12 protein-coding genes are annotated in these 14,974 nt (G+C 50.9%); 7 read left to right on the plus strand and 5 right to left on the minus strand.

Annotated features, from left to right (window positions below):
* The first annotated feature begins 266 nt into the window (after nt 1–266).
* The 6 genes from AB7C91_RS06030 to AB7C91_RS06055 all read left to right on the plus strand — a co-directional run bounded on the left by AB7C91_RS06030 (nt 267) and on the right by AB7C91_RS06055 (nt 6,480).
* Entirely contained in the window at nt 267–1,310 is a 1,044-nt protein-coding gene (locus tag AB7C91_RS06030; RefSeq protein ID WP_332447127.1) for a LacI family DNA-binding transcriptional regulator, read from the plus strand.
* Nucleotides 1,311–1,354: 44 nt separating this feature from the next.
* Nucleotides 1,355–2,473 carry an amino acid ABC transporter substrate-binding protein gene (locus tag AB7C91_RS06035; protein ID WP_428589904.1) on the plus strand — a complete coding sequence of 373 codons (1,119 nt, stop codon included), beginning with the start codon at nt 1,355–1,357 and terminating at the stop codon, nt 2,471–2,473.
* Between the two features lie 64 nt (nt 2,474–2,537).
* On the plus strand, nt 2,538–3,749 hold the full coding sequence (locus tag AB7C91_RS06040) for an ABC transporter permease subunit (RefSeq protein WP_332447125.1): 1,212 nt from the start codon (nt 2,538–2,540) through the stop codon (nt 3,747–3,749).
* Nucleotides 3,750–3,759: 10 nt separating this feature from the next.
* Entirely contained in the window at nt 3,760–4,950 is a 1,191-nt protein-coding gene (locus tag AB7C91_RS06045; protein ID WP_428589907.1) for an amino acid ABC transporter permease, read from the plus strand.
* A 14-nt stretch (nt 4,951–4,964) separates the two neighbouring features.
* Nucleotides 4,965–5,723 carry an amino acid ABC transporter ATP-binding protein gene (locus AB7C91_RS06050; RefSeq protein WP_332447123.1) on the plus strand — a complete coding sequence of 253 codons (759 nt, stop codon included), beginning with the start codon at nt 4,965–4,967 and terminating at the stop codon, nt 5,721–5,723.
* Nucleotides 5,724–5,742: 19 nt separating this feature from the next.
* Complete coding sequence (locus AB7C91_RS06055; protein WP_428589910.1) at nt 5,743–6,480, plus strand: glycerophosphodiester phosphodiesterase; 738 nt, start codon at nt 5,743–5,745, stop codon at nt 6,478–6,480.
* Here the strand turns inward: AB7C91_RS06055 and AB7C91_RS06060 are convergent.
* From AB7C91_RS06060 to mnmE, 5 genes are read right to left on the minus strand one after another with little or no spacing between them, the layout of a single operon-like run.
* Nucleotides 6,455–7,267 (minus strand): aminotransferase class IV, encoded by an 813-nt coding sequence (locus AB7C91_RS06060; protein ID WP_332447121.1) that lies wholly within the window; start codon nt 7,265–7,267, stop codon nt 6,455–6,457. The genes AB7C91_RS06055 and AB7C91_RS06060 overlap by 26 nt on opposite strands.
* Nucleotides 7,268–7,282: 15 nt before the next feature.
* Nucleotides 7,283–10,063: a DNA translocase FtsK gene (locus tag AB7C91_RS06065; protein WP_428589913.1), complete on the minus strand. Its 2,781-nt coding sequence runs from the start codon at nt 10,061–10,063 to the stop codon at nt 7,283–7,285.
* Nucleotides 10,064–10,106: 43 nt separating this feature from the next.
* On the minus strand, nt 10,107–10,766 hold the full coding sequence (gene rsmG / locus AB7C91_RS06070) for a 16S rRNA (guanine(527)-N(7))-methyltransferase RsmG (protein WP_332447119.1): 660 nt from the start codon (nt 10,764–10,766) through the stop codon (nt 10,107–10,109).
* Nucleotides 10,756–12,570, minus strand: a complete 1,815-nt coding sequence (gene mnmG, locus AB7C91_RS06075; protein ID WP_332447118.1) for a tRNA uridine-5-carboxymethylaminomethyl(34) synthesis enzyme MnmG — start codon at nt 12,568–12,570, stop codon at nt 10,756–10,758. Before mnmG ends, rsmG begins: the two co-directional genes overlap by 11 nt.
* Before the next feature lies 1 nt (nt 12,571).
* Nucleotides 12,572–13,900: a tRNA uridine-5-carboxymethylaminomethyl(34) synthesis GTPase MnmE gene (gene mnmE / locus AB7C91_RS06080; protein WP_428589918.1), complete on the minus strand. Its 1,329-nt coding sequence runs from the start codon at nt 13,898–13,900 to the stop codon at nt 12,572–12,574.
* Between the two features lie 67 nt (nt 13,901–13,967).
* On the opposite strand from mnmE, the gene AB7C91_RS06085 reads away from it, so the two are divergent.
* Nucleotides 13,968–14,960 carry an amino acid--tRNA ligase-related protein gene (locus AB7C91_RS06085; protein ID WP_428589921.1) on the plus strand — a complete coding sequence of 331 codons (993 nt, stop codon included), beginning with the start codon at nt 13,968–13,970 and terminating at the stop codon, nt 14,958–14,960.
* Nucleotides 14,961–14,974 lie beyond the last annotated feature (14 nt).

A 14,974-nucleotide genomic window follows, 5' to 3' on the forward strand; every position in this document is an offset into this window, starting at 1 on the left:
GTAAATTTCATTGGTTCTATATATCGCCTTTACAAGAAATAGCTATTTTCACAGAAACAGGAGGCCCCAAATGGCCTCTCTCTGTTAAAGATAGAGGAAAATGACAGTATTGTCCACCTCTGTTGCATAACCTGTATGGGTTCAGGCATGTCAGGTACGCAATCAACACGCTGGAGAAAATTCTTGTATATTTTTTTGACAATTCTTGAATACTAATGCTATACTACTTTTGCTTAAACGTTTTAGCAACTACATAAGGAATGCTTATGCCGAAAACCAGCTTGAAACAAATTGCACAGGAAGCTCATGTTTCGGTTACCGTCGTTTCCTTGGTACTGAACAATAAGGCAAAAGAGAACAGGATCAGTGATGAAACCCGAGACCGCATCCTGGCCATCGCACAGAGGGAACAATACATTCCGAATCGACTCGCCAGTGCGCTGCAGTCAAAACGTTCAAACATTATCGCCATCGTCGTACCGTTTACCCCTGTTGGATTTTTCGTGGAACTGATCTACCACATTGAACAATATGCGATGGCCAAGGGGTATCAGGCGATGGTGATCAACACCTTCAATGATGAAAAGAAAGAGCGGGAATCCCTGGGATTGTATCGTTCCGGGTTGTTCGATGGAATGCTCATCGCTTCCCTGAACAATTCCTCCCCAAGTCTGAACATCTATCGGGCAATGCAAAATCAGCTCTTCCCCTTCGTCTTCGTTGATCGTTTCGCCGAAGGAATCAAAGCGGACGTCGTATCATCCGATCATTTCCATGTTGCCTATGAAATGACTACACAGATGCTTGAAACGGGAAAACGAGACATACTGATGCTGACCAGAGGCGGACAGGCAATGAACTCGACTGCCAAACTGCGTATCGAAGGCTATGAAGCCGCGATGCGGGAAAAGGGTCTCGAACCATGGGAAGCATCGTTCCAACTTCTCAGTGGAGAGGTCGATGGACAAACAACCATAGCTTCCGTACTCGCTGAATTGACGAGGAAACCTGAGGCAATCTTTCTTCACTCCGGATATTACATGCCCCATCTCATCAAAGTCTATGGGGATTCCCCCTTCAAATCCTATAAAGCAGAATTCATGACGGTCGACCAATTTTCCTTCACCCAAGACCTGATGATTCAAAAAGATCTGCTCGAACACGTAGTCGGTCATTTTTTCATCACCATACAGGATATCAAGCAAATAGCACAAAGAGCGTGCGATATCCTTTTGGAGAAAATCGAACATACAAATCAGGAATTGGAAGCGAAAACCATCCATATTCCGACCAAAACATTCTGGGGGTAAATACCAAGAGCTATCTTGGCAGAAATACAAAAGGAGAGAATTGTATGAAAAAACATTTGATGGTTGCTTTTGTACTCATGTTTGCACTTGTGCTGGGTTCGTCTTGCACAAAAGCACAACCGACACCTACAGAGAGCAGCACAGTGCAACAACAGCCGACGGTAGCGACACCTGTTGCAGAAGTGAAAAGCACTCCGGCTGCACCGAAAGCATCGGTATCCACCTTACAGCAGATACGCGACCGAGGGTATATCGTCGTGGGAGTGAACGCCTCCAATCCCGGATTCGCCTACCTGCAGGAAGATGGAAGCTACCAGGGATTTGAAATCGATCTTGCCAAAGCCTTGAGTGTGGCTGTTTTCGGATCACCTGACAAACTGGAGTTCAGACCCTTGACCAGCAAGGAACGTTTCGTTGCGTTGCAGAGCGGGGAAATCGACGTGCTGATCCGCACCGCAACGGTGAATCTGTCCAGGGATACGGAGCTGGGACTCGACTTCACTTCTCCTTATTTTTATGATGGACAAACCTTCGTAGTAAGAGACAATCTGGGGATCAATACGATCGAGGATTTGGAAGGAGCCTCCATCGCCGTACTTACCGGCAGCACCACCGAGACAAACCTGGCGGCAACCATGGCGAGCAAGAACATCTCGTACCGTCCCCTGACCTTCGAGAATCTTGATGAAATGAAGAGTGCATTCATCAATGGCCGTGTTGACGCAGTTTCCGTGGACAAATCCTCAGCTGTTGTATTTTTGGCTCAATTTGAGAATGCAGGGGACTTCAAAGGATTGGAAGAAACCATCAGCAAGGAACCGCTGGGCATCGCTGTCAGACATGGAGACAGCAACTGGAAAGATATCTGCCAATGGACATTGTTTGCCATGTTCTATGGGGATGAACACAACATCACCAGCGCCAACGTCGATGAAGTACGTGCAACAACCAGCAGTCCAGAGACAAAGAATGTGCTGGGAACCGGCAAGGAACTGGGGCCCATGATGGGACTTTCCCTCGACTGGGCATACCAAATCATCAAGCAGGTCGGCAACTATGGGGAAATCTTTGATCGAAATCTCGGTATTCCTCTGCGTGTCACCCGTGGTTACAACAAGCCTTGGAACCAAGGCGGATTGTTCTACGCCAATCCGTTCAATTGATCCACAGAATCGTTCATCCTACCTCGGCCAACCGGGGTAGGATGACTTGGGAGAACCTACATCCATGTCCAACGGCCCAGCAAAATCACACCGAACACCCATCTGGCAAGACAGCCATAAAAGGAATCTGCTCAGTCAGTTCCTCTTCACCGTCTTGATCATCATCTTCATCTCCATTTGTTATGGAAATGTGGTGAATTCCTTATCTGAAATAGGGATGATCCCCTCATTCAAGTTTCTTCGCATGGTGAGTCATATAGATATCAGTGAATCAATCTTACCGGTGGACAACTCCTCAAGTTATGTACGTTTGATAGCCGCAGGGTTTCTGAATACCATCTCCATTTCATTCCTTGCAATTATTTTTTCGACCATGCTTGGCTTGGTTGTAGCCCTTGCCAGGCTTTCTGCCAACTTTCTGCTCAACAGAATCGCGATGATTTATATTGAGATCATCCGCAATATTCCCCTGCTATTGTTGTTGCTTATTTGGTATCGCGCATTTTTCCTCAAGCTCCCCGGGATCCAGACAGGAATACTCTGGGGGAAACAGACACTTGCGAACGGGCAGACATCTGTCTCTTTCTCTCTTTCAAACCGCGGAATCAGCATGGTTTGGCTGCGACCGTCCGAGCATATGCAGCCTTTCCTGATTTGCCTTGCCATCATACTGGTTGCATCCATTGCCTTGGTATGCTTTCTGAAACACAGGGAGTCGAGAACTGGCAAGGAGCAACATACGCTTTTCTACCCGATTATTGTGTTTCTGGCTGGAGCGGTCATTTCCTATCTACTGCTTCCCTACCCTGCCTTGCAAAAAGACATTCCCATCTTGGGTAAATTCAACATCACCGGAGGAATGCACATCACCTCAGAGTGGTTCAGCTTGTTTTCCGGTTTGATTCTTTATACTTCTGCATTCATCGCTGAAATCTTCCGAGCAGGAATCCAAGGTGTCCCGAAAGGACAAATTGAAGCCGCAAGGGCATTGGGATTCAGTCATATGAAAACCATTCGCCTCATCATCATTCCCCAGGCAAAAGTAGTGGTGATTCCCCCGTTGACCAGCCAATTCCTCGGTGTAGCAAAGAATACTTCCCTTGGGGTATCCATCGGATTCCCCGACTTATTTGCGATCTCGGGAACCATCATCAACCAATCAGGAAGAGCTTTGGAGATGATCAGTGTCGTCATGGTCATATACCTCGGGCTTAGTCTTCTGACCAGTTTGGTCATGAATCTGTACAATCGACGGATCCAAATTATCGAGAGGTAGGTAGGGATACATGAAAGAACAAACCATACAATTGGACAGAAAACCAAACCGCATGCTGCACTGGATGCATACCAATCTTTTCTCCTCCATTGGGAATACCCTGTTGACCGCCCTATCAGTCCTGCTTTTGTATGAATTCTTCGCCAAAGCCTTCATACCACTTTTTTCGTGGGATTGGACCGTGATCAAAGCGAACCTGAAGTTGATTCTTACCGGTAGCTACCCCATCTCCGAACTCTGGAGAGTATGGGTATGCCTTGGGTATGCGACCTTCTTTTTCGGTTGCTCATTCGGCATGACCGCGAAACGCCCGCAGAAGGTGCTGTATGGCATTGCCCTATTTCTTGCTGCACTTTCCTTTCTGCCGTTTGGAGGACAGCAGAAAACATCACTCCGACTTTTGATTCTCATTCTCTTCGGTTCATTTTTCCTCATCCAGCGAATCGGAAAGGAAAAGCAGTCGTTGGTGGTGACCCTTGGGTGGGTGTTCCTGCTGCCTTTCTCTTTTTGCATCATCAGAGGTTTCGGATTTCCCCTGCCTTTGGTGAAAACCAATCTTTGGGGAGGATTATTGCTTTCGCTGCTCATCAGCTTGACCAGCATCTTCCTTTCCTTGCCGATCGGACTCTTGTTGGCATTGGGGCGACGCAGCAACCTCAGGATTCTCAAAAGCGTTTGCATCTTCACCATTGAAATTATTCGTGGAGTCCCCTTGATCACCATCCTGTTCATCGGATATCTCATTCTTCCGATGGCGTTACCGAAAGGATGGGCCCCATCAGTCTTCATCAGGGCTCTGACCGGGGTGGTGATGTTTCATAGTGCCTATATGGCGGAAGCGTTACGTGGAGGATTGCAAGGTATCAGCAAAACCCAATATGAGGCTGCAAAAAGTCTGAACCTCAGCACGACGAAGACCATGGCATTGGTCATTCTTCCTCAGGTCCTGAAACGTATGATTCCTGTTTTGGTGAATATGTTTACCTCAGCTCTGAAGGATACCAGCCTGATCAGTATCATCGGGATGCTCGATCTCATCGGCATTTCCACTTCGATTGTCAGCAATCCAAAATATCTGACCGGTAGTGCCCAAGTGCTCTTCTTTGAGGGGGCCATCTACTTCATCCTTTGCTACAGCATTTCCAAAGCGAGCATCCTTCTGGAAAAAAAGCTCGGCGTCACTTCAAAAATCCATTCATAACAAGGCAGGGAAGTATGCAAAACACGACGCAAAAATCCGAACTGATCACCTTCAAGGATGTTCATAAATGGTACACTCCTGAATTTGAGGTGCTCAAAGGCATCAACCATACATTCTACAGAGGGGAGGTATCAGTCATCATCGGACCGTCGGGAAGCGGAAAATCCACCTTCATCAGAACCATAAATGCCTTGGAGGAATATCAACAAGGAGAAATCACCATTGACTCCATCCCATTGGACCATAATATCAAACACATCAATGCAATCAGAAGCAAAATCGGGATGGTCTTCCAACAATTCAACCTCTTTCCTCATCTATCCGTATTGCACAACATCACCTTGGCGCCCATCTGGATTCTCAAGCAGACAAAGGAAGAAGCAGAGCATACGGCCATGCAGCTTCTGGATCGGGTAGGAGTGAAGGCGCAGGCATTGAAATATCCCAACCAACTCTCGGGAGGGGAACAACAACGTGTGGCTATTGCCCGTTCCTTGGCGATGCATCCCGAGATCATGCTCTTTGATGAACCCACCAGTGCCTTGGATCCGGAAATGATCAAGGAGGTTCTGGATGTAATGAGTGAGCTTGCAGACAAGAATATGACCTTGATCGTCGTAACCCATGAGCTTGGATTTGCGAAGGCGGTGGCTGATCACGTCATTTTCTTTGATGCAGGGAAGATTGTGGAAACAGCATCCCCGGATGAATTTTTCGCTGCTCCGAAAAGTGAACGGACAAAACTGTTTCTTTCTCAGATATTGAGTCATTGAGTGCTGAGGGGTGTGAAAAATGCAAGTATATGCGCATAGAGGGTTCAGCGGGAAATATCCGGAGAATACCATGTTGGCATTCTCCAAAGCCGTAGAGGCAGGATCAGACGGAATCGAACTGGATCTCCATTGTACCAAAGACGGTAAACTGGTCATTATGCATGATGAGACCTTGAAACGGACAACCGGCCTTCCGGGATATGTTCGGGACTATTCACTGGATTTTTTGCAGCAATGCAATGCAGGCTTGCCCTACGAGAATCAATTCGGCGAAACCCCAATTCCGAGTTTTTCCGAATATTGTGCATACATTCGGGACAAGGACGTCGTCACCAATATCGAAATTAAGACAAACCGCATCTATTATGAGCGGATAGAGGAAAAAGCGCTTGAAACCATCCGATGCTTTGGTATCGAGGACAAGGTGTTGTTTTCCTCATTCAATTGGCTTTCGGTCATGGCCTGCAACCATCTGGCTCCGCATATACCTTGTGCAGCCTTGATCGAGGATGCCTATGTAGATAACATTGAATACAGTCTGCGTGACTTGGGCATAACCTACCTCCACCCTGATATTCATCTGTTGGATGATCAAAACGTGAAAGCCTGCAAGGATCAGCATATCGGCCTGAACGTCTGGACCGTCAACACTCCCCAAGACTTGAAGCAATTGATCGCATGGGGCGTTGACGGGGTGATCACCAATCATCCAGACCTTTGCCTTGCGGCACTCAATCCTCCAATTCCCACGACCTGACCAGATCCCTGATCGCAAGTGTCTTGGCGTACGGACCTGAATACGACCGATCGTCCAACCTGGCCAGCGGCATGGCTGCCATGCTGGTCGCTGAAATGAACAATTCATCAAAACGCCCCGCCTTGAGGTCTGACAAAAGAGGAGCGGTGAAGACCACGGAGAAGCCCAGTTGTGCGGCTGCCTTGAGCACCCGCTCCCGAGTGATGCCGAGCAACACCAACTCGTCGCTTGCGGTGTACAGGGTTGAGCGCTCGAACGCAAAGAAATTGCTTCTCGTTCCTTCCAACACCCGGCCGTTCCTATCCGCCAGCAGAGCCTCGAAACAATCCTGTCGATGTGCTTCTTCCAACGCAAGGTAGTTGAGCAGGAGATTGCCGGTCTTGCAACTGGGAACCAACCGCTCACCGAAATACGTGATCGCCCCTACTCCCCGGGTATAATATGAATCCGGATAACGCAGCATCTTCTGGGCGGTGATGAATAGCTGGGGTTCAGGCCCTCCGTATATCTGGATGCGCATCGTCGCTTCACCAAGTTCATCAGTCTTGATCAAGTCATACACCCACTTCGTCAATTCCTCCCTGCCGAAGGGATGGACCAATTTGATTCCCTCACACGAATGGGCCAGACGCACTAGATGGTCGGCAAGGTGCACAGGATGAGATTGAATGATCCTGATTGATTCATAGGTGGAAAAGCCAAACTGGACTTCCCTGCGGGTTACCGGAACCACCGCTTCTGTGGTATGGATGACCACACCGTTATGGATTGCATGTTCGCCAATCATTCTCAGACTCCTCTTTTATGGGTACTTGATCAATTCGCGGGGCTTGCTCCCATTCGGGGGCCCCACATACCCAAGCTCCTCCATCTGTTCGACCAGACGGGCAGCCCGGTTGTACCCTATCTTCAACCGCCGTTGCAAGTATGAGGCGGAAGCGCATTTTCGTTCCACAACGATGGCAAGCGCACGTTCCATCAATTCGTCATCACTGCTTGCATCACTGGTTTCCTCATCATCGGAATCGCTGGTCTTGCTCTCCTCGTCCTCGAAGAAGGATTCATCGATGAAATCGGGCTCTCCCTGGGAGGAAACGAACGCAACTACCTGTTCGACCTCCTGATCACTGAGGAATGATCCCTGGATGCGCTCGGTAGCTGGATTTGAGCTGGACATATACAACATGTCACCCTTGCCCAACAGCTTGTCGGCCCCTTGTTCATCCAGAATGATCCTGCTGTCGGTCGCGCTGGTTACGGCGAAAGCTATGCGGGTGGGGATATTGTTTTTGATCACCCCGGTAATGACGTCCACCGAAGGCCGCTGGGTGGCCAACACCAAATGGATGCCTACCGCGCGGCTCATCGCTGCAAGTCTGCTGACCTTCATCTCCATGTCCTTGCCGACCAAATGCATCAAATCGGCGAACTCGTCGATCACAACCAAGATATACGGCAGTTTCTCCCGGGCCAGATGGCTGGCCTCGATCTTCTCATTATACCCGATGATATTCCGTACATTGATGCCTTGCAGCAACTTATAGCGACGATCCATCTCATAGAGACAGAAATCAAGGGCCTTGAGCGTCCGCTTTGCATCGGTAATGACCGGAGTGAGCAAATGCGGAATACCGTTGTAGATATTCAGTTCCACAATCTTGGGATCGACCAGGATCATCCGCACTTGCTTGGGACTGCGCCGGAACAATACGGAACAAATCAAGGAGTTTACACATACGCTCTTACCGCTTCCCGTAGAACCGGCGATCAAGAGATGCGGAGCCTTGATGACATCGATGACAATCGGTTGGGCCATCAGATTCCTGCCCAGTACCATGGGAATGCCGAAACCCTCCGGCAAGGAAGGGAGCATCTCCCGAAAACCGATGATGTCGCGCTTGGCGTTGGGAATCTCCACGCCAACAGCAGACTTTCCGGGGATCGGGGCGACGATGCGTACCTGGGTAGCTGCCAAAGCCAACGCAATGTTGTCAGCAAGATTGACGATCGAATTGACCCGAACCCCGGCGGCGGGAAGCAATTCGAACATGGTCACCGTCGGTCCTCTGACGATATTGGTCAATTCTACAGTAATATTGAAATCCTGCAGCGTCGACACTAAAATCTGCCCCCGTTTGAGGGTATTCTCATCTACATCGGAGCCGATCTTCGGGTAGGACAACAACATGGATTCAGCGGGAAATTGATACGTGATCCTGTTTCGATTCAACAAAGCGCTCGTTCCATTTTCCCGGCCGCTCAGGCCGCCTACCCCACTCTCTGCTTGAAGACCGTCCGATTCAGGCTCCTCCTGCTGGACCTGCAATGTCTGCGGCTCTTCCAGAACTGCGCCATTTTTCGGTTTTGCGGTACTCTCCGGGGCAAAGAACGTCGGCTGGACAGGAATCGGATCGATTGCTGGAGGGTCGGGTTGTTCATATCGGACCGAGAGAACCCGTTCATGAATCGCCAACGGCTCTGGCGCCGGTTCCATCTCAGTTTCCTTTCTTGCCTGATGCTCCTCAACCGCTTGTGCCAGCATCCCCTGCACATGGCCGCTCTTCTCAATACGTCTGGCCTCATGCTTGCGAGTTCCCTTCCCCACTGCCTCCAAGGCTCCCTGAAGAAACCCGGAAAGAGGAGCAGGGCTCTTGGTTGCTTCCCCTTCGGCTGTATTGCTTGCTACCCGTTGCCCCTCCTCTTGTCTCTTTCGGGCAAGTTCCTGCTGCTTCCGCTCAAGGTAGGAGACTCCATTGTTGCGCTTTCGCTCTTCGGTCAGGGTATGCAGCGCGCCGATGCTGACCTTGCCCAACACCTGGATCTCATCGACTTCGATGACTTCCCGCTCCTTCGGCCGTTCGACGACCGCCCGCTTGCGGGCTAGATTCTCCAAATTGGGAATATCAACTATCGGAGGAAAGTCGACCTGCTGTTCGCCGAATGAATTTCCTTGTTCCTCCACAAGGGGAGCAACCCGTTTTTTCTGGAGCACCACCGTCTCCTGCTCTTCCTCTTCCGGTACGTTCTTCCTTCGGCGCCACAGCGATCCACGTTTCTTTTGCTTCGGCTCCACCTGTGCTTCCTGCTTGGCGATACGCTCGGCTTTCCGCTGCTGATACCGTTCCAATCCATCGCCGATCAAAATCAGGATGATGAACACTACAGTCTCTGCCAGAAATGCCATGACGACTTTCCAGGAGGCTGTACGCAAGTCGACCGAACTGGCGAGCAACCGCGAAGCAAAAAGCGGTTTGTCACTTCCCATCAACATATGGGAGAGCGTATACAGCGTATACGCCATCAAAGCGGTAAACGGAACAAGGATGAAGGTGAACTGTCTCCGCCCACGGAAGGCGAACGTCATGATCGTCCAGATTCCCAGCAGAAACACCAAGGGAACCAAACCGAACAGGGATGGGGTTGGAGAGAAGGAGAAAAAATGTTCCAAGACGGTTCGAATACGGGCGAGCAACGCAGAATCGATACCGAACAGCGGCAACACCAACAGGCTGCCTACCAACAGCGTTGCTGCCAGGCAGAACAATCCGAATAGCAATGAAAAGCGACCCTTATGCTCCTTCACACCTTACTCCTTGGTTTCTAAACACTCCATACGGCCGATGGTATCACACCTTTTTCAGGATACACAGCATTCGATCCGCATCAAGAAAGGGGACCTTCAGTTTGACGAAGCGTGCCTGCCAACGACTCTTGCACTGCTTTTCTACTGCAAGGAGTTCTTGCAGAACTTGGTCTTCTTGTGCTTTATAGGCGCAAACCGTACCACCCTCGGCCAATATCGGGGCGACCTCATCCAAGATCTCAGCAAGCGGACGGAATGCACGGAAGGTGATAAGATCGAATTGCTGCTTCACTTCCTTCAGGTCGCGCTCCAGCACCTGTACCCTTTGTCGCAGTCCTGTGCGAACCAATGCATTGCGCAAAAAATCGACCCGCCGTCCCATCCGCTCCACCAAGATGAAGGAGTTCTGTTTCAGGGCGACAGCCAAGGGGATGCCGGGAAGCCCAGCCCCCGAACCAAGATCGGCGATGGTCGTGGAGGCACTGAAATCGGGAAGTCCAGCAAGAACCGGTGCACCCGCCAAGGAATCCAATAGGTGTCGGATGATCAGGTCCTCACCTTCAGAGCCTACCAGTTTGTATACAGGATTGAAAAGTTCCAACTCGGCAAGGTACGCCGCGAGTTGGCTATGCTGGGAATCATCAAAGTCAAGACCGAGCTCGCGGATGCCTTGCGCCAACAATGCGGAGAGCTTATCGTTCATGCCGCCCTCCCTTGTCAAGATGGACGATGAGAATCGCCAGGTCGCTGTTGCGCACTCCATTGATACGCGAGGCTTGGCCGACGGAGAGGGGACGAACTTTCTTCAATTTCTCCCGTCCTTCCGCACTCAAACCATCCATTCGGTCATAATCAATTGCATCATCGATGGAAAGGCTCTCCAATTTCTCGAACCGATTGATCTGCCGTTCCTGACGGTTGATGTACCCTTCGTATTTCACATCAAGTTCCACCTGATAGAGGATCGGTTGTTCATAGCCGGACAATTCGGGAATCCGACCAGCAAGATCGGCAATGGTGACCTCGGGCATGCGAAGTGCCTGGAACGCACTCTTCTCCTCATACTTACGAGTTCGCAGCAAATCCTTGACGGCATCCATCTTTTCAATTTTTCGGGCGAGACGATCCAGTTTTTCCTGGGTCTGCAGACCCACTGCATGGCCTTTGGCGGTAAGCCGTTGGTCACAGTTGTCATGACGCAGGTTCAGTCGATATTCTGCACGGCTGGTGAACATACGGTATGGTTCCTTCGTTCCCATGGTCACCAGATCATCAATGAGAACTCCGGTATAGGCTTCGTTGCGGCTGAGGATCAAAGGTTTCTCTCCCTTGAGTTTCTGTGCGGCATTGATGCCGGCCAGCAAGCCCTGGCAGGCGGCTTCCTCATACCCGCTGGTACCGTTGGTCTGTCCTGCTATGAACAGATTCTCAAGCAACTTGCTCTCCAAGGATGGATAGAGCGCCTGAGGATCAATGTAGTCGTATTCCACCGCATACGCCGGTCGCATGATCTGTGCATGCTCCAATCCCGGTATGCTGTGGATGAATGCAAGCTGGACGTCCTCGGGAAGCGAAGAGGAAATCCCGTTGAGATACATCTCCTCGGTCCCCACCCCTTCCGGTTCAACGAAGATCTGGTGCCGCTCGCGGTCGGGAAATCGAACGACCTTGTCCTCCAGGGAAGGACAATACCGAGGCCCTTTTCCTACGATTTTTCCCCCGTACAAGGGAGATCGGTGAATGTTCTCCTGAATGATCCTATGAGTCTGCTCCGTCGTCCAGGTGATGTAGCAAGGAAGCGAGGGACGGTCGACGCTGTCATAGTCGAAACTGAAGGGCATCATGATCGGCTCGCCGTCCTGCAATTCCATCTTGTCAAAATCGAGGGTGGACTTTCGCACCCGTGCGGGAGTCCCCGTCTTCAGCCTGCCTACAGGAAATCCTTTGGCGCGCAGGGCGGTTCCCAATCCTATCGCTGCCTTCTCATTGAGCCGGCCGTCCGGAGCATCGTATTCCCCGATGAAAATCCGCCCTTCCATGAATGTACCGGTGGTCAGGACCAGAACCTTGCAACTGATCGTATGGCGGCGCTCGGTGACCACCCCGACCAATCGTTTGCCCGTGGAATCAACTAAAAAGTCCACTACCGTATCCATGAACAGGGAGAGGTTGGGTTGCGCCTCCAAAGTTTGCTTGGCAAGCCGGGAATAGGTGAATTTATCGGCTTGGGCGCGTGGAGCCTGTACTGCCGGGCCTCTTCGCCGATTGAGGATCCGGTATTGGATCATACTCTGGTCGATCAAGTGGGCCATCTCCCCACCAAGCGCGTCGACTTCACGTACCAGATTTCCTTTTGACAACCCTCCGACTGCAGGATTGCAGGAGAGTTTTCCGATTGTATCAAGATTCTGGGTGATCAAAAGCGTCTTGAACCCGATTCTTGCCAGGGCGAGGCCGGCTTCAATTCCGGCATGTCCGCCCCCCACTACTAGTGCATCATAATCCATCTTATTTTCCTACACAAAATCCACTGAATATCGTTTCCAGGATATCAGCGGGAGTTACTTCTCCGGTAAGTTCACCCAGGTTCTGCAACGCCTCGCCCAGCTCGACGGCAATGATATCCAACGGGATATCCTGATCGACCAGGACCAACGCACGTTCCAAGGCCTCGGCTGCATGCAACAACAACCGATGCTGCCGCTCCGACTCTATGATCAGTTGGTCTTCCATCGTACTCTGCATTCCATGCCTGAGCCGATTTGCAATCTGGCCGAGCAGAAGGCCGACCCCTTCGCCGGTCTGGGCGCTGATGGCCAACTCACCCTTCGGAGGTTTTGCCAGATCGCTCTTGTTGTACACGACCAAGGTACGTTCATCCTCCTGAGGAAGTGGACCATGCTCGCTGCTGTCCACCAAGTACACGACAAGATCAGCTTGGCCGATCAGGCGTTCGGTACGTTTGATCCCTTCGCTCTCGATGACATCCTCGCTTTCACGAAGCCCGGCTGTATCATAGAGCTTGACCGGAATGCCCTCGACATCCAAGTCCGCCTCGATGTAATCACGGGTAGTCCCGCGTACCGGACTGACGATGGACCGTTCCTGTTTCAACAACAGATTAAACAGAGAGCTTTTACCGGCATTGGTAGAGCCTGCCAGCACAATACGTGCCCCCTGCTTGAACAGTTTCCCGATCTGATAGGTGGAAGAGAGTTGCTTGATCAAATCGAGGAGAAACACCAACCGCTGCCTCGGGAAGGTGAATGCGTCCAATTCATCTTCTGCATAATCCAGCTGGACCTCCACAGTAGCCATGATGGCCATCAACTCGTTCTTCAGGTGGGTGATTTGATCCTTGAGACTTCCTTCCAAACGACCAAGCGCCATGGAGCGGGAGCGCTTGCTCTGGCTGGAAACCAATTCCTGGACAGCTTCTGCCTGCGTCAAATCCAGACGCCCGTGCAAGAACGAGCGGAACGTGAATTCTCCGCCCTCGGCACTGCGCAATCCCAGACGGGCGAACAACTCAAGGATTTCCTTGATGACCGCCAAAGAGCCATGGCAAGTGAATTCCACGGACTCTTCCAGGGTATACCCATGCCCCTCGGTATAGACTGCGCATACCACCTCATCAATCCTTTGGTGTTCCTCATTCTGCAGATATCCGTGCACGAGCGTTGCATTTTCTGCTTCCTCAAGGGCCTTCGGGCGTGAAAAACAAGCGGCAAGGCGCGCTCTGCATCCTTGTCCACTGACCCGTATCACAGCAAGAGCACTCTGCACCCAACCGGTGGCCAGGGCATAAATGATATCATCCGTCTCGTACCTACTCATATGATCGAGTATACTGTAGCGGGACGGCCACTTGCAACACGGACAGGGCTTTGGCTATGATGCGGCCATGAAAGCAGCAGCGCAATTTCGCAGTACAATGAACCGTACCATCAGGACGTTCTTCGATGATCGGGGCTATACGGAAGTGGACACTCCCTCACTCAGCCCCACCCTCATACCGGAAGCTACCATCGAGAATTTCAGCACCCGTTTTGAAAATCCCTTCATGCCGTCAACCGATCTCTATTTAATCCCCTCTCCGGAAATCTATATGAAGCAGTTGATCGCCAATGGGTTTGGCAGCATCTATCAGATCAGCCATTGCTTTCGCAACAGCGAACAGCTTGGACACATCCACAACCCTGAGTTCTCCATGCTGGAGTACTACACCATGGATGCCGATGAACAGGATTCGATCAGGATCACCGAGGAACTGCTGACCTCATTGCTCGATCCATCCGCGCCTGAGGATCTGAAGCCTCCCTTCGCTCGCATCACGGTGGAAAAAGCAATGAAACACTTTACGGGCATCGATCTGGGACAACACCAACGACAAGCCTCCTTGGCGAACGAAGCACGCAAGCTCGGCCTTTCGGTTCCTGATGAACCGGAAAGCTGGGAGGAAACCTTCAACCGAATTTTCCTCACGTTCGTGGAACCAAACCTTCCCCAGGACAAACCGTTGGTCCTGGAGCGCTATCCATCACAGATCGAATGCCTGGCAAAACAGGATGGGTGGTACCGAAAACGCTGGGAACTATACATCCGCGGCATTGAGATCGCAAACTGCTACGATGAAGAACGTGATGAACGGGTGATCAGCGACTATTATGCATCGGAATATGCCAAACTGATCCAAACCAGGAGCGAATCAGGCTCGGTGATCCCTGACACTGATCCTGATCTGGCAACAACGTTTGCACGTATGCCGCAGTGTTCCGGGGTGGCCATCGGGCTTGACCGCCTGCAGATGGTGTTGATGGGAAAAAGCGATCTCCAGGGGGTGATTCTTTTTCCCCTTTCTGATATGCTGAACAGTGGCTATACGCGCAATTTGTAACTATACGAGGTACT

The organism is Sphaerochaeta sp. (assembly GCF_050256055.1).
GTDB lineage: Bacteria > Spirochaetota > Spirochaetia > Sphaerochaetales > Sphaerochaetaceae > Sphaerochaeta.